General features: G+C 74.7%; 18 protein-coding genes. 8 read left to right on the top strand and 10 right to left on the bottom strand.

Annotation, left to right across the window (positions count from 1 at the left end; genetic code table 11):
- Positions 1–17: 17 nt before the first annotated feature.
- The 3 genes from AC1UE5_RS24705 to AC1UE5_RS24695 all read right to left on the bottom strand — a co-directional run bounded on the left by AC1UE5_RS24705 (position 18) and on the right by AC1UE5_RS24695 (position 3955).
- Positions 18–2495 (bottom strand): penicillin acylase family protein, encoded by a 2478-nt coding sequence (locus AC1UE5_RS24705; RefSeq protein ID WP_482928595.1) that lies wholly within the window; start codon positions 2493–2495, stop codon positions 18–20.
- Positions 2496–2564: 69 nt separating this feature from the next.
- Positions 2565–3437, bottom strand: coding sequence for a hypothetical protein (locus AC1UE5_RS24700; RefSeq protein WP_482928594.1), 873 nt, complete (start codon positions 3435–3437; stop codon positions 2565–2567).
- A complete protein-coding gene (locus tag AC1UE5_RS24695) occupies positions 3434–3955 on the bottom strand; it encodes an RNA polymerase sigma factor (protein WP_482928593.1) in 522 nt (173 codons plus the stop codon). The genes AC1UE5_RS24700 and AC1UE5_RS24695 overlap by 4 nt, the downstream gene beginning before the upstream one ends.
- Positions 3956–4084: 129 nt before the next feature.
- Between AC1UE5_RS24695 and AC1UE5_RS24690 the strand changes: the two genes are divergently transcribed.
- From AC1UE5_RS24690 to AC1UE5_RS24675, 4 genes are all read left to right on the top strand, one after another.
- Positions 4085–5446, top strand: a complete 1362-nt coding sequence (locus AC1UE5_RS24690; RefSeq protein WP_482928592.1) for a flavin-containing monooxygenase — start codon at positions 4085–4087, stop codon at positions 5444–5446.
- A complete protein-coding gene (locus AC1UE5_RS24685; protein ID WP_482928591.1) occupies positions 5443–6036 on the top strand; it encodes a TetR/AcrR family transcriptional regulator in 594 nt (197 codons plus the stop codon). The genes AC1UE5_RS24690 and AC1UE5_RS24685 overlap by 4 nt, the downstream gene beginning before the upstream one ends.
- 100 nt (positions 6037–6136) lie before the next feature.
- Positions 6137–7060, top strand: a complete 924-nt coding sequence (locus AC1UE5_RS24680; protein WP_482928590.1) for a hypothetical protein — start codon at positions 6137–6139, stop codon at positions 7058–7060.
- Between the two features lie 13 nt (positions 7061–7073).
- A complete protein-coding gene (locus AC1UE5_RS24675) occupies positions 7074–7724 on the top strand; it encodes a cobalamin B12-binding domain-containing protein (protein ID WP_482928589.1) in 651 nt (216 codons plus the stop codon).
- 5 nt (positions 7725–7729) lie between these two features.
- Here the strand turns inward: AC1UE5_RS24675 and AC1UE5_RS24670 are convergent, their stop codons facing one another.
- Positions 7730–8029: a hypothetical protein gene (locus tag AC1UE5_RS24670; protein WP_482928588.1), complete on the bottom strand. Its 300-nt coding sequence runs from the start codon at positions 8027–8029 to the stop codon at positions 7730–7732.
- Positions 8030–8165: 136 nt separating this feature from the next.
- On the opposite strand from AC1UE5_RS24670, the gene AC1UE5_RS24665 reads away from it, so the two are divergent.
- Both AC1UE5_RS24665 and AC1UE5_RS24660 read left to right on the top strand, forming a co-directional pair.
- Complete coding sequence (locus tag AC1UE5_RS24665) at positions 8166–10043, top strand: glycerophosphodiester phosphodiesterase family protein (protein WP_482928587.1); 1878 nt, start codon at positions 8166–8168, stop codon at positions 10041–10043.
- A 59-nt stretch (positions 10044–10102) separates the two neighbouring features.
- Complete coding sequence (locus AC1UE5_RS24660; protein WP_482928586.1) at positions 10103–10357, top strand: hypothetical protein; 255 nt, start codon at positions 10103–10105, stop codon at positions 10355–10357.
- On the opposite strand, the gene AC1UE5_RS24655 is transcribed toward AC1UE5_RS24660, so the two are convergent.
- Positions 10354–11535, bottom strand: a complete 1182-nt coding sequence (locus AC1UE5_RS24655; RefSeq protein ID WP_482928585.1) for a PucR family transcriptional regulator — start codon at positions 11533–11535, stop codon at positions 10354–10356. The two genes, AC1UE5_RS24660 and AC1UE5_RS24655, sit on opposite strands and share 4 nt — an antisense overlap.
- A 59-nt stretch (positions 11536–11594) precedes the next feature.
- Here AC1UE5_RS24655 and AC1UE5_RS24650 point away from each other — a divergent pair, with 59 nt between their 5' ends.
- Entirely contained in the window at positions 11595–13016 is a 1422-nt protein-coding gene (locus AC1UE5_RS24650) for a flavin monoamine oxidase family protein (RefSeq protein WP_482928676.1), read from the top strand.
- Here the strand turns inward: AC1UE5_RS24650 and AC1UE5_RS24645 are convergent.
- From AC1UE5_RS24645 to AC1UE5_RS24630, 4 genes are read right to left on the bottom strand one after another with little or no spacing between them, the layout of a single operon-like run.
- The gene (locus AC1UE5_RS24645; RefSeq protein WP_482928584.1) at positions 13003–14079 is read right to left on the bottom strand and encodes an ATP-binding cassette domain-containing protein; all 1077 of its coding nucleotides are present in this window, start codon (positions 14077–14079) and stop codon (positions 13003–13005) included. The two genes, AC1UE5_RS24650 and AC1UE5_RS24645, sit on opposite strands and share 14 nt — an antisense overlap.
- A gap of 1 nt (position 14080) precedes the next feature.
- Positions 14081–14884 (bottom strand): ABC transporter permease, encoded by an 804-nt coding sequence (locus tag AC1UE5_RS24640; RefSeq protein ID WP_482928583.1) that lies wholly within the window; start codon positions 14882–14884, stop codon positions 14081–14083.
- An 8-nt stretch (positions 14885–14892) separates the two neighbouring features.
- Positions 14893–15660: a molybdate ABC transporter substrate-binding protein gene (gene modA / locus AC1UE5_RS24635; protein WP_482928582.1), complete on the bottom strand. Its 768-nt coding sequence runs from the start codon at positions 15658–15660 to the stop codon at positions 14893–14895.
- Complete coding sequence (locus tag AC1UE5_RS24630) at positions 15657–16046, bottom strand: TOBE domain-containing protein (protein ID WP_482928581.1); 390 nt, start codon at positions 16044–16046, stop codon at positions 15657–15659. Before AC1UE5_RS24630 ends, modA begins: the two co-directional genes overlap by 4 nt.
- A gap of 82 nt (positions 16047–16128) precedes the next feature.
- Here AC1UE5_RS24630 and AC1UE5_RS24625 point away from each other — a divergent pair, with 82 nt between their 5' ends.
- Entirely contained in the window at positions 16129–16722 is a 594-nt protein-coding gene (locus AC1UE5_RS24625; protein WP_482928580.1) for a hypothetical protein, read from the top strand.
- On the opposite strand, the gene AC1UE5_RS24620 is transcribed toward AC1UE5_RS24625, so the two are convergent.
- Positions 16719–17441, bottom strand: coding sequence for an isocitrate lyase/PEP mutase family protein (locus tag AC1UE5_RS24620; protein ID WP_482928579.1), 723 nt, complete (start codon positions 17439–17441; stop codon positions 16719–16721). The two genes, AC1UE5_RS24625 and AC1UE5_RS24620, sit on opposite strands and share 4 nt — an antisense overlap.
- Positions 17442–17460 lie beyond the last annotated feature (19 nt).

The raw sequence follows: 17460 nt of genomic DNA, 5'->3' as shown, positions 1-17460 counted from the left end.
CGCGCCGGCGGGTGTTTCTACTTCCGCGGGCGGTGGCCCGTGAAGGAGACCACCTGCTGGATGCCGCTCGGGCGGTTGGTGTAGCGGATCTTCGTCTGCAGGAGGCCGGGGGCGAACGTGATGCGCTCGGCGTTCGCGTCGGCCTTCCACGCGGCGGGGTCGGCGCTGGCCTGCTTGGCCTCCAGCGCCGCGCCGGTGTCCTCGATGGCCTTCCAGATCGCCGCGCGGCACGCGGCCACGTCGCCGGCGCCGCAGTAGCGGGTCGAGTACGGGTCGGCGAACCTCGTGCCGAGGAGGGACCGCAGGTCCTTGTCGACGTAGTTCAGGCCGCCGTTGGTGAACCCGCTGCGGGTCGAGTTCGTCGTCCCGACGATCTCCTTGAACTCCGCGAGCTGCGGGCCGAGCACGCCGCCCATCACCGCGTCGACGAGGCGCGGGTAGAGCTCGTCCCAGATCGCGGGCGCGGGGCCGGCGTCGATCACGCCGTCCTCGTCACGGTCCAGCCGCGAGGAGCCGATCGCCTTCCAGCTCACGAGCAGGTCGAGCATCTGCTGCGCGCGCGGCGACGGGGCGTTCGTCCCCTGCAGCAGCGCGCTGATCGACAGGGTCAGCCCGTAGGAGCGGATGTCCTGCGTGGCCGCCGCGTTCATCGCCGCGGTCACCGACGCGAGGTCGTGCTTCTCGCGCTTGGCGATGCCGGCCTCGAGCAGGCGGTTGCGGTGCAGCGCGCCGTGCTCCCAGTCGTTGTCCGCGGCGCCGAACTCCGGCGCCGGGCGGTTGTTCCAGTTGAGCAGGATCCCGTTGCCCGGGTTCTTCTGCTGCGGGTGCTTGGAGCCCGGCAGGAAGCCGCGCCACTCGTACTCGCCGGTGCCCTTCGTGGGCAGGCGCGGGTCGACGCGCGGGTCGCGGATCGGCAGCCGGCCGGCCGAGAACATCGCGATGTCGCGGTCGTCGGCGTAGGCGACGTTGAACGTGTACGGCTGCCGGTTGGCGGCCTTGAACAGGTCCTCCGACGAGGCGATGCGGCCGAGCGTCGCGTCGCGGAACGGCAGCATCCACAGCGCGTCACGGCCGGCGCTGGAGCGGGAGCGGGAGATCGCCACGCGCTTGCCGTTCACCGTGCCATAGCCGGTGACCGGGCCGTGCACCGTCGTGCGGTACGTGATCTTCTCCTTGCCGGCCAGGACGCCCGCGTTGACGGTGCCCATCGAGCGGCAGCGGCCCTTGTAGCGGTACTTCGTCGTCGAGCCGCCGCACAGCGTCTCCACGAACTCGTCCGCGGTGTCGTTGCCGGCCGACGTCAGCGAGTACGCGAAGTCCTCGCCGCGGCCGATGAAGATGACGCCCGGGTGCGCGGGGGAGTAGATGCCGCGCATCGCGTGGCCGGGCCACGAGATGTCGGCCTCCAGCGTCAGGCCGGGGTAGTAGTAGCCGATCTGCGGGCCCGCGACGAAGAGCGGGTGCCCGTTCGTCGAGCGCTTGCCCGACACCATCAGGAAGTTCGACGCGTGCGGCACGCCGCCCCGCGGCTCGACCGACTCCGCGGCGGCGTTGGCCGCGCTCGCGGTCGCCCCGAACGTCGTCGGCTTGAACGAGCCCGCGTCGAGCACGGCGTTGCCGGTCGCCTTCTTCGGGATCGCGTTGTACGGGAACGCGCGCGTCAGCGTGTTCGAGCGGTCCGCGTCGTTGGTCGACGTCAGGTCGTCGAACACCTGCGACGCCTTGCTCGCGCCGAGCCGGTCGCGCAGCCCGTCGAGGAGCTGCGAGCGCGACGCCTCGTCACCGCCGCCGCGTCCGAACAGCTCGCCCGCCAGCGCGATGAAGCCGAAGATGTCGGCGCGCTCGAACGGCGGCTGCGTCGACTTCTCCGCGCGCATGCGCGCGTTGATGCCGTCGATGTAGACGTCGATCTCGTGGAGGATCGCGCGGCCGTCCTTGCCGGCGGCGCGCAGGTTGCGGACCTGCTCGCGCTCGATGATCCGGTCCGCCTCCTTGGTCGGGGCGAACGGCGTGAGCCGCGTGACGAGCCCGAACGCGCTGATGCCCGGCACGTCGAGCGCCGCGAGGCGGCCCGGGTTGCGGCCCTGGGCGAGCAGCAGCCCGCGGTCCTCCTGGAGGACCCACCCCATCGCCCACACCACGTCGTCGCGCGTGCGGCCCTTGATGTGCGGGACGTTGTACTTGTCGCGCACGATCGAGACGCCCTTGCGCGGGACCTTCTCGGTGCGCGTCGGCCCGGGCGCGTCGCCGAGCTTGGCCGACTTGAAGGTGCGCTGCAGGTCGGCGTTCGTGACCTGGTCGAACAGCGGCGTCAGCGCGTCGTACATCTTCGCCTGCGAGTCGGCGCCGGCCGGGACCGGGATGCCTCCCCACTGGCCGGAGGGGACGATGTTCAGCGCGGTCTCGGCGTAGTCGCGAGCCGCGGCAGGGGTGGTGGACAGAGCGAGCGCGACCGTCGCTGCGAGCGCGCTCGCTCCCCCGAGGCGGGACAGCATCGGCGGAACGATAGACCTCCGGGAAACGGTGTCATGACACCGTGTCAACGTCCATCGGAAGTCAACACCTCAGCCGGTCGGACCGCCCAGCTCGAGCTGCTCGCGGTGCGCCGCGTCGTCCGGCAGCACCCGCTGCGCGACCACCCGCTCGGTGAGGTCGTAGACGAACGGCTTGCCGTTCACCGCGGTGCCCTCGCTGTGGTGCGTCACCGCGAGCGGCGCGTAGCTCTCGGCGTCGACCAGCAGCTCGTCGCGGTCGCCCGGGAGCGCCGGGTCCTGCACGCCGGTGACGACGAGCCGCAGCGCGCGGTGCCCGCCGAACGTCGTCTCGCCGTCGAGCCGCACCTGCGCGTCCTCGCCGCGCCGCGCGCGCTCGAGCAGCGCCTGCGCCTGGAAGATCAGCGAGGGCACCATCTCGCCCTCGGCCTGCTTGACCTCGCCGGTGCGCGGGTCGCGCTGCTTCAGGATCTTGCGGCCGTCCGCATCGCGGTAGGACACGTCCTCGACGCCCTTCTCGGTGCGCTCGCCGCGCGCGTCGGTGACGAGCGAGCGGACCGCGACCGGCTTGCCGTCCGCGCCGACGCGGACCCACACGGTCTTGCGCTGCCACAGGCCGCCGTCGCTCCAGCGTGCGTCGACCTCGCTCTGCGTGACGACGATGCGGTTGGAGGGCACGTCGGCCGCGGCGGCCGCGCGCGCCACCACGTCGGCGACCGCGAGGCCCCCGTCGCTGCCGGCCGGGACGAGCGCCGCGACCACCGCGGCGGCGGCGAGCGCCGTGCCCGGCACGGCGATGCGGGCGGCGCGGGCGCCCGTCCGGCGGCGGCGCGCGGCGGTCACGCGCGCGGGATCGGGCGGGGCGGCCATGAACGCGGGGTCCGCGGCAGCGGGGTCGGCGGCGCGGAGGCGGTCGAGCACGGGATCGGTCATCAGGTCGGTCATGCGGAGAGCTCCTGCAGCGAAGGGGCGGGGGCGGTGTCGGAGGAGGCGAGCGCGTCGCGCAGGCGCGCCCGCGCGCGGGAGAGCCGGACGGCGAACGCGTTGGGCGAGCAGCCGGCGGCGCGGGCCGCGTCGGCGCCGGACACGCCCTCCCAGGCGACGAGGCAGATCGCCTCGCGCTCGACGGGCGAGAGCGCGGCGAGCGCCCGGGCGAGCGCGGGATCGGCGCCGGCGACACGCTCGGCGGGATCGGGTGCGGACGCGGCCGGCGACGCTCCGCTGGCGACCCGCGCGAGCAGCGCGCCGCGCCGGGCATGCGAGCGCCGGTGGCCGTGCACGACCTTGCGCGCCACGCCGTACAGCCACGGCAGCGGATCGTCGACGCGCGGCAGCTTGCGCCAGGCGATCGCGAACGTCTCGGCGACGACGTCGTCGACGGCGTCGGGCTCGACCCGCCGCGCGGCGTACGCGCGGATGGCGGGGAGGTGCGTCTCGTACAGCGTCCAGCGAGGCGGGCTCACGTCTCTTCTCTGCCGGAAGGCCGCCGGACCTTACGTGCTCGACACCGTGTCAAACGAGCGCTAAGGTGACGCGGGCGTCAACTTTCGTCGCGACCTTCCCGCGCGAACCGAACCACGAGGTCACCGTCCATGCCCCAGAAGCCCACCGCCGCCGTCATCGGAGCCGGCTCGTCCGGCATCGCCGCCGTCAAGGCGCTGCACGAGCGCGGCATCGACGTCACGTGCTTCGAGGCGTCCGACCGGGTGGGCGGCAACTGGGTCTTCGGCAACAAGAACAAGATGTCGGCGGCGTACCGCTCGCTCCACATCAACACGTCGCGCGGCCGCATGGCGTACGCCGACTACCCGATGCCGGAGGACTACCCCGACTTCCCGCGCCACGACCAGATCGCGCGCTACTTCGACGCCTACGTCGACCACTTCGGCTTCCGCGACCGCATCCGGTTCGAGACCAGCGTCGAGCACGCCGCGCGCCGCGACGACGGCACGTGGGAGCTCCGCACGTCCGACGGCGAGACGCACCGCTTCGACGCCCTGCTGGTCGCCAACGGCCACCACTGGGACAAGCGCTGGCCCGAGCCCGAGTTCCCCGGCACGAAGGACTTCCAGGGCACGGTCCTGCACGCGCACGACTACGTCGACAACACGGACCTGCGCGGCAAGGACGTCGTCGTGCTCGGCATGGGCAACAGCGCGATGGACATCGCCGTCGAGTCCGCCGAGGTCGCGGCGAACACGTACCTGGCCGCCCGCCGGGGCGCGTGGATCATCCCCAAGTACCTGTTCGGCAAGCCGCTCGACACGCTCGCCACCGACCCGCGCATGCCGTTCTCGATCGGCGCGCGGATCATGGAGAAGATCGTCACGCTGCACGTCGGCAAGCCGGAGAAGTTCGGGCTCCAGAAGCCCGACCACCGCTTCGGCTCGGCGCACCCGACGATCTCCGGTCGCATCCACGACCGGATCACGCACGGCAAGATCGCGCCGAAGCCGAACATCGCGCGGCTGCACGCGGACGAGGTCGAGTTCACCGACGGCACGCGCGTGCACGCGGACGTCGTGATCTTCTGCACCGGCTACAAGATCTCGTTCCCGTTCTTCGACGAGACGTTCATCTCCGCCCCGGACAACAAGATCGACCTGTACTGGCGCGTGTTCGACCCGAGCATCCCGAACCTCGCGTTCATCGGCCTGCTCCAGCCGCTCGGCGCGGTGATGCCGCTCGCCGAGGCGCAGGGCAAGTGGGTCGCGTCCTACCTGCTCGGCGAGTACCGGCTCCCGTCGCCCGAGGCGATGCGCGCGCACATGCGCGACGATGCGCAGGCGATGAGCAAGCGGTACGTCGCCTCCAAGCGCCACACGATCCAGGTCGACTTCGACTCCTACCTCTACAAGCTGGAGAAGGAGCGCAAGGCGGGCGCGGCGCGCGCGGCCGCGGCGGGCTACGTGCCGCAGGTGCAGGCCAAGGTGGAGGAGGGCGTGCCCGCGTGAGCGCGCTCCCGGCCGGCCGGCGCGAGCAGACCAAGCAGGCCAACCGCGCCGCGATCCTGGAGGCGGCGCGGGAGGTGTTCGCCGAGATCGGCTACGGCGCGGCGACCGTCCGCGACGTCATCCGCCGGACCGACCTGGCGGCGGGCACGTTCTACAACTACTTCCCCGACAAGGAGTCGGTGTTCCGCGCGCTGATCGAGGAGGCCGCGGTGCGCGGGCGCGAGGCCGTGCGCGCCGGCCGCGGGACGGCGACGACGCTCTACGAGTTCGTCTACAGCGGCTACCTGGCGTACTTCCGGTTCGTCGCCGAGGACCCGGTGACGTTCGAGCTGACGCGCCGCAACGCGGGGACGTTCCGCGCGATGTTCGACGAGCCGACGCTCGGCGCGGGGACGACCGAGCTGCGCGACGACCTGGAGCTGGCGGTCGCGCGCGGGCTGCTCCCGGAGACCGACACCGAGTACCTCGCGGCGGCCATGGTCGGGGTCGGCGTGGAGGTCGGCCTGCGGATGATGGAGCGCGATCCGGTGGACCCGGAGGGCGCCGCGCGGTTCGCGACCGGGCTCTTCGTCAGCGGCGTGCCACAGTAGGTGCATGCCTTCGTTCTGCCGTCACGGGCGATTCGAACAGAACTGCCGGATCTGCAATCCGAAGGAGCCCGGCGCGGTCGGCGGGAGCTCGCCGCGGCCGGTGTCGTCCAAGCCCGACGCTGCGAAGGTCGGCGGTGTGCCCGGCCGGCGCGCGTCCGACAGCACGTCGTCGCGCCGCTCCTCGTCCGGCGGGCGCGGGTCGTCCGGGATGGTGGTGCGGCGCCAGGCGCGCGCGGTCGAGGACGGCTTCGAGCACGAGCTCGTCCCCGGGCTGAAGGCCTCTGGCGATGCGCGGCGACTGGCCGAGGAGATCGCGTTCGCGCAGGCGCGCCTGGAGCAGCTGCGCTCCGACCCGCCCGGGCTGTACGCCGAGGTGGCGCTGAGCGAGAACCCGGAGGAGGCGCTCTGGCTCGCGTTCCAGATCGCGCACCTGAGTCCGCTGGCGGGCGAGGACGGGCCGTTCGCGTCGATCGAGGCCGTCCGCACCACGTGGGCGTCGGGCGAGGCGCCGCGGCTGGAGGAGGGCACGGTGCTCGGCCCGCGCACGACGGTCGACCCCAAGCAGCCGACCCGCACCGCCGAGGCCTACCGCGCGTGGGCCGCGCGCGCCGGCTCGCAGCAGGCCGCCTTCACGGGCGAGAGCGCGTGGACGCCCGCCCGCCGCTTCTCGCGGCTGTTCGAGCGCCTGTCGCTCCCGGGCTTCGCGCGGGCGGGCCGCGTCGAGCTGCTGATCTCGCTCGGCCGCCTCGGCCTGGCGGAGATCGAGCCGACCGAGCTGCGCCTGGGCGACCCCGACGACGGCGCGACGATCGCCGCCAAGCGCATCTTCGGCATCGGCGACACGGTCATCCTCGAGCGGCGCGCCGCCGATCTCGCGGAGGCGGCCGAGGCCCCGCTCGCCGCGCTCGACCTCGCGCTCTTCAACTTCAACCAGCCGGCCACCGCCCGCGCGACGATGGGCTCGGCCGCCGATCCCGACGGCGAACTGCGCGGACGAGTGGAAAGGGCGCTCGGCTTGGGGTAGAACCGCCGTCACGGTGACGGCGACCGAGGCCACGCTGCGCGAGTCGTACCTGGCGGCGCTGCTGGCGGGGGACCCGACGCGCGCCCGCGCGGTGGTCGAGCTGGCCGTGGACGACGGACTGCCGATCCGGCGCGCGTACCTGGACGTGCTCGCGCCGGTGATGCAGGACGTGGGGGAGCGGTGGGAGCGCGCGGAGATCGGCGTCGCGCGCGAGCACTTCGCGACGCAGGTGACCGACGCGTTGCTGGCGTCGCTGGGCGCGCGGATGCGCGTCCCGCCGACCGGCGGGCGGCTCGCGGTGCTGGCCTGCACGCCGGGCGAGCAGCACGAGCTCGGCCTCGCGATGGCGGCCGACTTCCTCGAGGCCGAGGGGTGGGAGGTCGTCGAGCTGGGCGCGTCGGTGCCGGCGGTCAGCCTCGCCGAGCTGGTGGCCGAGGAGCAGCCGGACGTCGTCGGGCTGTCGACCGCGATGGCCTCCAGCGCGCCCGCGGTGGGCCCGCTCCTCGCGCTCCTGACGGAGCTGGAGCCGCGGCCGTGCGTCGTGCTCGGCGGGCGCGCGTGGCGCCAGCACCCGGTGCCGGACGGCGCGGACGCGTGCCTGCCGGGCCCGGAGGAGCTGGTCGAGCTCGTCCGCCGGCGGTTCCCGCCGGTCCCCGAGGACTGAGCGGCTCAGTTCCAGCGGCGGCGGCCGCTGCGGCGCTCCTCGCGGCGGGCGAGGACGGCGGCGATGGCGGCCTGCGCGTCGTCGCGCAGCCCCTGCGCCTCCTCGATCGCCGCGCACAGCACGTCGATCTCCGCCGCGGCCTCGGCGAACGGCGGGCCACCGAGGCGCAGCAGCGTGTCGATGCGCCCGTCGAGCGTGTCCACGCGCTCGTCGAGGCTGCGCTGGAGGAGCCGAAGCTCGAACAGGGTCGGGGTGCGGGTGTCGCCGCGGGTGACGACGGCGGAGGTGAGGATGCGATCGGGCATGGGGAACGCGGGGCGGGGGCACTCCCGGTCATCGGCACCGGGGCGTCCCGCTTGAGCCCCTGGACACAAGATCGTCACCGGACGCTCACGGCTTTGACATCCGGTGCGGCCGTGCTGCGCTTAGCGTCGCGCGGCGATGCTCGACGCACGCCGACTCACTGCCGCCGCGCTGATCGCCGCGGCAGGACTGATCGCTCCCGCCGCAGCGGGCGCCGCGACCGACCCCGCCGGCACGAAGGTGCTGGAGGAGCGCTTCGACGGCCCCGGCCTGCCCGCGGGATGGGCCGCCATCGAGGGCGACTGGAAGATCGAGAACGGACGTCTCGCCGGAACCTCCCCCAACACCAGCCAGCTGTCGCGGATCGCCTTCGGGCCGCGGCTGGAGCACTTCCGCTTCGAGGCGACGGTGCGCTTCGAGAGCGTCGTGAACGCCTCGCGCTGGACCGCGCTCGCGCTCGACCTCGCGACCGACGGCAAGCCGCCGTGGTCGCACGCGGCCCTGCGCTCGACCTCCACCGCCACGAACGGGGCGGAGTTCGCGATTCGCACCGCCGCGAACACGTGGAACGTCACCGACACCGCGGCGGCGCCGACCGACGCGGCGACCGGGCGTGACGTCAAGGTCGCGATCGAGGTCCACGGCTCGTCGGGGACGTGGTTCTTCAACGGGCAGAAGCTCATGACGACGCGCGCGATCCAGCGCTCGGCGGACGGACGCCTCGGGTTCGTCGTCAACGGCGCGAAGGTGTCGTTCGACGACGTCGTCGTGACGAAGCTCCCGGCCGAGTCGTTCGTGCTGCCGGACGACGGCTCGGTGCAGCCGAAGGTGATCGCGCACCGCGGCTACTCGCGCATCACGCCCGAGAACACGCTGGCGGCGATGACGACCGGCCACCTCGCCGGGGCGGACTGGGTCGAGACGGACGTGGCGACGAACGCCGACGGCGTGCCGTACGTGCTCCACGACGGAACGGTCGACCGGACCACGGACGGAACGGGCGCGCTGAGCGCGCTGCGGTCGTCGTACCTCGACACGCTCGACGCCGGCTCCTGGTTCAACGCGGCGTTCACCGGCCAGCGGCTGCCGTCGCTCGACGCGCTCCTGGACCAGGTGAAGGCCGACGGGGCCAAGCTCCTGCTGGAGATCAAGGGGCCCGAGACGCCCGCCGAGGTGCAGCGGATCGTCGCGGCGGTGCGCGCGAAGGGGATGCTCGGGCGCACGCTCGTGCAGTCGTTCGACGAGAGCGTCGTCCGCGCGTCGCTCGCGGCCGAGCCGGAGCTGCCGGCCGCGCTGCTGCGCAGCACGCTCGACACGGACCCGGTCGCCAAGGCGCGGGAGCTCGGCGTCGTCGCCTACAACCCGTCGTGGGACGCGATCAAGGCCCGTCCGGCGGCGATCAAGGAGCTGAACGCCGCAGGGGTGGCGGTCATGCCGTACACCGTCGACAGCGCGGTGGAGTGGGCGAAGATGGAGGCCGCGGGCGTCGACGGCATCATCACCAACCGGCCGGGCGAGCTGGTCGGCTGGAACCTGCGCGCCGACCAGGAGCCGCCCCCGCCGGCGCCCGAGCCCGCGGTCGTGAAGGTGCTCGCGCCGCATGACGGCGCCACGCTCGAGCGCGGCGACGAGGTCACCGTGGCGCTCGGCCTCGAGCACGCGTCGGAGGTCCAGGTGACGCTCGACGGCAAGGCCACCGCGGAGGGCGAGACGATCGACGCGGACACGCTGGCGCTGGGTGACCACCGGCTGGAGGCGAGCGCGGTCGGCGAGGACGGCAAGCGCGTCTTGGCGGCGTCTGCCTTCCGCGTGAAGGCCACGCAGGACGGCTTCGTCCACCTCGCGGCGTCCGTCGACGGTGTGCCGACCACGGTGCGGACCGTGCTCCTCAACCGCGCGCTCGAAGGCGACTGGCGCGGCGTCCGCATCACGCTCGCGGCGTTCCGCAAGCGCATCGCACCGGCGGCGTACGCGCTGCTCGACGGCGACGCGAAGGTGCTCGCGGAGCGCCGCTGACGGCGCTCACTGCCTGGCCGGCGCGACGTGTGCGCGCCGGCCGGGTAGGTTTCATGGGGATGGCAGACGAACGCGACTGGCTCGAGGTCACCCTCGACGCCTCCAGCCGACGGGGACTCGCGGAGCGGGTCGAGATGCACACCGCCGCCCGGCAGGAAGAGGGGCAGCCGCACCTGCTGCGCATGCTGCGTGCCAACCGGGACGAGCTGCTGCTCGACAAGACGCAGGCCAAGCTCGTGCTCGACGTGCTCAACGTCGACCGCCGCCTCTCTGCGCTCCGCGCGCGGCTGGAAGCCTTCCTGGGCCTGCGCTAGCCGCGCGGGGCGAGGACGCGCTCCAGCCGGATTGCGGCCTGCAGCTCGGTCTGGCGCTCGCGCACCGGCCGGCCGAGCAGCTGCTCGATGGTGTTGAGCCGGTAGGCGATCGTGCGGTCGTTGACCTTCAGCAGCGCCGCGGCGGCCGACGCGTTGAACCCGCAGGCGAAGTAGGCGCTCAGCGTCTCGCGGAGCTTGGCGCCGTCGCGGCCGGCGTCGAGCGCCGCCAGCTCGCCGGCCACGAACGCGCGCGCCGCGGCCTCGTCGGCGAGCATCAGCGACTCGAGCGCGACGTCGTCGAAGCACGTGACCGCCGCGGCGGTCGCGACGCCGATGCGGTGTGCCGCCCGCGCCTCGCGGTGGCTGCTGCGGAACCCGTCCGGCCCCGCCGCCGCGCGCCCGAACGCGAGCCCGCCGTCCCAGGAGCCGGGCGCCGCCACGCGCAGCGCCCGGTCGTCGCCGGCCGCGCCGCCGCCCAGCCAGCCCCACGTCGTCTGGCCGCTCACCGCCACCACCAGGAGCCGGGCGCCCAGCGCGGTCGCCAGGCGCGCCAGCTCGGCGTCCGCGCCGGGGCCCCACGCGACCGCGGCGCGGTGGTGCGCGCGCAGGTCGTAGCCGAGCTCGGCGCCGTCCACCTCGCCGCCGTCGAGGACGTCGCGCACGAGCTGCACGCGCCGCTGCTCGCGGCTGCGGAGGAGCAGGTCGCGCTCGCGCGTGTACGCGTCGGCGACGAACGGGATCACCGCGTCGATGTAGGCGAACGTGTGCTGCGTGCACGCCCGCAGCGCCTCCCCGCGCTCCTGCGTGTCCAGGCCCTCGATCGCGTTGACGGCCTCCAGCATGGCGTCCCACGCCACCGACTGGCCGATGCGGTAGGTCTGGAGCAGCGCGGTGAGCGGGACGCCGGCCTGCGCGGACGTGCGCGCCTCGACCACCGCGTCCTCCGGCGGCCCGGACGGCAGCGGCGGGCCGTCGCGCGCCAGCTGGAGCAGCGCGGCGCGCAGGTTGGCGACGCTGCTGCGCCGCATCGCCGCCGCCATGTCGGGGTCGGCGCCCACCCCGGACTCGGGCACCTCGGCCGCGAACCGCGCGAGCATCCGCTCCACCAGCTCGTCCTCGCGCGCCCGGATCGCCCGGGCGACGTCGTCGAAGATCTGCCGGGCCTGCGCGGCGTTCACGGGGGACGAACGCTACCTCCTACGACGTTCGCAGAACACGGGCCGCCGGCTTCGCGAACATCGCGGAGCGCGGCCGTGCACCGACGCGAGAGGCTGCCCCCATGACCAGCCACCACGCCGACGTCGTGGTCGTCGGAGCCGGGCTCGCCGGCCTGGCGGCCGCGCAGTCGCTCACCGCCGCCGGCCGCTCGGTCGTCGTGCTCGAGGCGTGCGACCGCGTGGGCGGGCGCGTGCTCAACCACGAGCTCGCGTCCGGCGGCGTCGTCGAGGTCGGCGGCCAGTGGGTCGGCCCGACCCAGCGGCGCGTCAACGCCCTGATCGCCGACCTCGGCCTCGAGCTCCACCCGACGTACGACGAGGGCTTCAACCAGTTCGAGCACCGCGGCCGGCTCGGCCGCTACCGGGGCGCCATCCCGAAGGTCAACCCGCTCGTCCTCGCCGACATCGCGCAGGCGCAGGCGCGGCTGGACCGCATGGCGCGGCAGGTGCCGCTCGACGAGCCCTGGCGCGCGCCGAAGGCCGCGGCGTGGGACGCGCAGACCGTCGCGACGTGGCTGCGGCGCAACGTCGCGAGCCGGGCGGCACGCGACTTCTTCGCCCTGATGTGCGAGGGCGTGTTCGCCGCGCAGCCGGCCGAGCTGTCGCTCCTGCACGCGCTGTTCTACCTGCACTCCGCCGGCGGGTTCGACGCGGTGGTCTCGACCGACGGCGGCGCGCAGCAGCACCGCGTCGTCGGCGGCTCGCAGCTCATCGCGGTGCGGGTGGCCGAGCGGCTGGGCGACCGCGTGGTGCTCGGCGCCCCGGTGCGCCGGATCGCGGACGACGGCGCGTCGCTCGTCGTGCAGGCCGACGGGGTCGAGGCGACGGCCGAGCGCGTCATCGTCGCGATCCCGCCGACGCTCGCAGGACGCATCGACTACGAGCCCGGGCTGCCCGGCTACCGCGACCAGCTCACGCAGCGGATGCCGCAGGGCTCGGTCATCAAGTGCATGGCGGTCTACGACGAGCCGTTCTGGCGGCGCGACGGGCTGTCCGGGCAGGTCACGAGCACCGACGGCCCGATCAAGGTCGTCTTCGACAACACGCCCTCCACGGGCGGCGTCGGCGTCCTGCTGGGGTTCTTCGAGGGCGAGCAGGCGCGCCTGCACGGGCGGATCGCGCCGGAGGAGCGCCGGAGCGCGGTCCTGCGCTGCTTCACGCGGTTCTTCGGGCCGCGGGCGAGCGACCCGGTCGAGTACGTGGAGCGCGCGTGGGCGGAGGAGAAGTACGCGCGCGGGTGCTACGGCGGGTTCCTGCCGCCGGGCGTGCTGACGTCGCTCGGCTTCGCGCTGCGCCGCCCGTGCGGCCGCATCCACTGGGCCGGGACGGAGACCGCCGAGGTGTGGTGCGGCTACATGGACGGCGCCCTCACGTCGGGGGAGCGCGCGGCCCGTGAGGTGCTCGCCGCCGCCGGCGCGGCCGCGCCGGTCAGCGCGGTGTGAGGCGCGTCGCGGTGGCCTTCCACGTCGCCACGACCTCGCGGCCGGGGGCCAGGTCGAGGGCCTCCGCAGCCGGCGTCGTGATCTCGGCCGCGAGGCGGTGCGCGCCGTCGAGCGCGACGCGCACGCGGTTGCCGAGCACGGTCGTCGTGACGACGCGCACGGCGAGGTGGTTCTGGGCCGAGCCGCCCGCGGGCGGATGCGCGGAGAGCGCGATCTCCCACGGGTAGACGCTCGCCGCGACCGGGCCGACCGCGGTGTCGGTGGAGACGATCGTGTCGGCGCCGCCGTCGAGCGTGACGGTCGTGAGGCCGCCCGGGCCGGGCGCCGCCGTCCCGGTGAGCACGACCGCGCCCGCGAAGTCGGCCACGAACGCGCTCGCGGGCGCGGCGGCGATGGCGCTCGCGCTGCCCTGCTGCACGATGCGGCCGCGGTCGATGACGCCGACGCGGTCGCCCAGCTCGGCGGCCTCGGTGAAGTCGTGGGTGACGAGCAGCGCGGGGACCCCGGCGTCGCGCAGGACGGCCGCCAGGGCGCGGGTGGCGTCCTTGCGGGTGCGGGCGTCGAGGGCGGAGAGCGGCTCGTCGAGGAGGAGCACGTCGGGGCGCCGCGCGAGCGCGCGCGCGAGCGCGACCCGCTGGCGCTCGCCGCCGCTGAGCGTGCGTGGGCGCGCGTCGGCGTGGGCGGCCATCCCGAAGCGGTCGAGCAGCTCCAACGCGCGGGCACGCCGCTCACGCCGGGGCGCGTCGCGCAGCGGGTAGGCGACGTTCTCCCACGCGCGCAGGTGGGGGAACAGCGCGTGCTCCTGGAAGAGGTAGCCGCAGCGGCGCTCCTCGGGCGGCCGCGCGACGCCCGCGGCGGTGTCGAGCCACACCGCGCCATCGCACGCCACGCGCCCCGCGTCGGGCGTCACGAGCCCGGCCACGACCCGCAGCACGCTCGTCTTGCCCGCGCCGGACGGGCCGGCGAGCGCGAGGCACTCCCCGGGCGCGACCGCCATCTCGACGTCGAGGAGCGTCGCGCCGAGCTGCGCCCGCGCCGCCACCTCGAGCCTGCTCGCGGTCACCTCAAGCCACCTCGAGGTCGTCGCCGCGGCGCTCGGCCAGCTTCACCGCGAGCAGCAGGCCGGCCGACACCGCGACGAGCACGGCGGACAGCGCGAGCGCCGCGTCGTAGTCGCTCCCCAGCCGCGCGTAGATCGCCAGCGGCGCGGTCTGCGTGATGCCCGCGAACGAGCCCGCGAACATCAGCGTCGCGCCGAACTCCCCGAGCGCCCGGCCGAGCGCCAGCGCGCCGCCCGCCACCAGGCCGCCGCGCGCCTGCGGGACCACGACGCGCGCGAACGTCCGCGCCTCGCTCGCGCCCAGCGTGCGCGACGCGTCGACCAGCGTCGGCTCGACCGCCGCGAACGCCGCCAGCGCCTGGCGCACGTAGAACGGCGCCGCGACGAACGTCACCGCGACGACCACGCCCGCGGTCTGCAGCGCCAGCTCGATCCCCGCGTCCTCCAGCGCGCCGCCGAGGATGCCGGACGGCCCGACCGCCGCGAGCAGCGCGATGCCCGCGACCGCCGGCGGCAGCACGAGCGGCAGCTCGATCAGCGTGATCGCCACGTCGCGCCCGCGGAACCGCCGCGTCGCGAGGAAGTACGCGCACGGGGTCCCGACGAGGACGATGAGCACCATCGCCGCGGCGGTCGTGCGCGCGCTCAGCCACAGCGCCTCGCGGGCGCCCTCGTCGCCGAGGCTGTCGAGCAGGCGGCCCGGGCCCGTGTCGACGAAGATCGCGACGACGGGCAGCGTGAGGAACAGGACGACCGTGGCGGTGGCCAGCCCGAGCAGGACGGGGAAGAGGGCGCGGCGGAGGTGCACCGCGGCGATCACCCCGCGGCGCCCGGCGGCCCGAACCCGGCGTCGCGCAGCGCCTGCTGGCACGCGCCGCGGATGAGGCTCGTCACGAACGCGTCGGCGCCGTCCGGGTTGCCCGCGCCGCGGACGATCGCGACGCCGTACTCGACCTGCGGCTGCAGCGTGTCGGGCAGCGCGATCGACCGGACGCGGTCGCCCGCGGCCTCGACGTCGCTCGCGTAGACGAAGCCCGCGTCGGCAGCGCCTTGGGCGACCTTGCCGAGCACGCCCTTCACGTCGGGCTCCTCGGTGCGGACGTTCGCGCGGATCGCCGCGGCGTCTCCGGCGGGAAGGCGCTCCAGCACGGCCTTCGTGTACGCGCCGACCGGCACCTCCTCGTCGCCGACCGCGACCGTCACGCCGTCGCGCGTGAGGTCGCCGATCGTGCGCACGTCGGAGTCCTGCGGCACGGCGACGACGAGCTCGTTCGTCGCGAAGACCTGCGGCTCGTCGGCCAAGCCCTCCTCGTGCAGCGCGTCGGGGAGCGTCGTGTTGGCCGCGGCGAACACGTCGGGCCTGACGCCCTGGCGGATCTGCGCGGCCAGCTCGTCGGAGCCGGCGAACGAGAGCTTCACGTCGGCGCCGTCGAGCTGCTTGGCGCAGGCGGTGAGCGGGTCGGTGAGCGACGCGGCCGCGGACACGACCAGCCGGTCGCCGTCACCGCCGGCCTCGTCGTCGTCGCCGCAGCCCGCCGCGGCCAGCGCGGCGGAGAGCGCGACGGCGGCGAGCCCGCGCCTCACCGTGTGCGCTCCACCATGACCGACGTCGCCTTGACCATCGCGGTCGCGCGGACGCCCTCTGCGAGCCCCAGCTCCTCGACGGCGTCGCGCGTCACGGCGGACACGACGCGGAACGGCCCCGCCTCGATCTCCACCAGCGCCATCACGCCGTCGACCTCGACCGACCGCACGATGCCCGGGAAGCGGTTGCGCGCGGACACCGCGTCGCCCGCCGGCGCGCGGTGGGGGCGCGCGGAGAGCCGCTCGATCTCGGCGGCGGGCACGCGCCGGCGGTTGCGCTCGTCGCGGACGGTCGTGAGCTTCCCCGCGCGGTCCCACCGCCGCAGGGTGTCCGTGCTGACGCCGAGCGCCTTCGCCGCGTCGCCGAGGGTGAGGTCGGAGGGCATGTGCCTAAGCATCGCATAGGCAGCGACGGCGGAGCGGCCGCGGCGCGGGTGGCGGGGCGGCGGCGCGGGTAGCGTCCGCGGCATGCCGCAGCCGATCCGCGAGATCGTCCCGGGCGTCCTGCACTGGACGGCCATCCACCCGAACACGGGGCTCGAGTCGTCGAGCTACCTGCTGACCGACGCCGGCGTGGCGATCGACCCGCTCCTGCCGGAGGAGGGGTCGGGCGCGCTGCCCGAGGTGCACGCCGTGCTCCTCACCAACCGCCACCACCTCCGCGCCGCGCGTGAGCTCGGCGCGCCGATCCACGCGAGCCGCCCGGGCCTGCACGACCTCCCCGGCGACGTCACGCCGTTCGACTTCGGCGACACGCTCCCTGGTGGGGTCGTCGCCCGCGAGATCGGCGTCATCTGCCCGGACGAGACCGCGCTCGTGATCCCCAGCGCCAGGGCGGTCGCGGTCGCGGACGGGGTCGTCAACTACGGCGGGCTGCAGTTCGTCCCCGACGACCTGCTCGGCGACGACCCCATCGGCGTGAAGACCGGCCTCCTCGACGCGTACGGGCGGCTCGCGCAGGAGGTGGAGTTCGACCACCTCCTGCCCGCCCACGGCGCGCCGATCGTCGGCAACGCGCGCACCGCGCTGCTCGACTTCGTGTCGCTGACGAACCCGGGCTAGCCCGCGAGCAGCGCCGTCGCGACGGAGGCGACGGTCGCCAGGGCGGCGCTCTGCAGCCCCGGCCCGAACGACACCCGCCGCACGCCGAGCTCCCGCAGCCGCGCGAGCGGCGGCTCGTCGACCGGCATGAGCACGCTCACCGGCCCGATCGCGCGGACCAGCTCGCCGATGACGTCGAGATCGACGACACCCGGCACGAACACGCAGTCCGCGCCCGCGGCGACGAACAGCCGCCCGCGCTCCACCGCCACGTCGAACGCGCCGTCCAGGCCCGCCAGGTACGCGTCGCAGCGCGCGTTCACCACGAGCCCCGACTCCACGGCCGCGCGCACCCGCGCGACGGCCTCGTCGAGCGGCCGCAGCGTGGTCTCGCCCACGCCGTCCTCGAGGTTGCACCCGGCGACGCCGATCGCCCGCGCGAGCTTCATCGTCTCCGCCACGTCGCCGTAGCCCGCCTCCAGGTCCGCCGTCACCGGCAGGCCGGGCACGGCGTGCACGACGCGCTCGACGGCGCCCAGCATCTCGTCGCGCGTGACGACCTCGCCGTCGGGCTTGCCGAGCATGGCCGCGACGGCCCACGAGGCGGTGGCGATGGCGCGGCAGCCGGGGAGCGCCGCGACGGTCCGGGCGCTCGCGGCGTCCCAGACGTTGGGGAGGACGAGCAACTCCGAGCCGTCATGCAGCTTCCGGAGGACGTCGACGTTCGCTTGAGCAGTCACGGTCCATTAGCTTGCCGAC

Source organism: Parviterribacter multiflagellatus, from assembly GCF_056863265.1.
The sequence above is the reverse complement of the archived record's forward strand: the minus strand, read 5'-3'. Positions and strand labels throughout refer to the sequence as shown.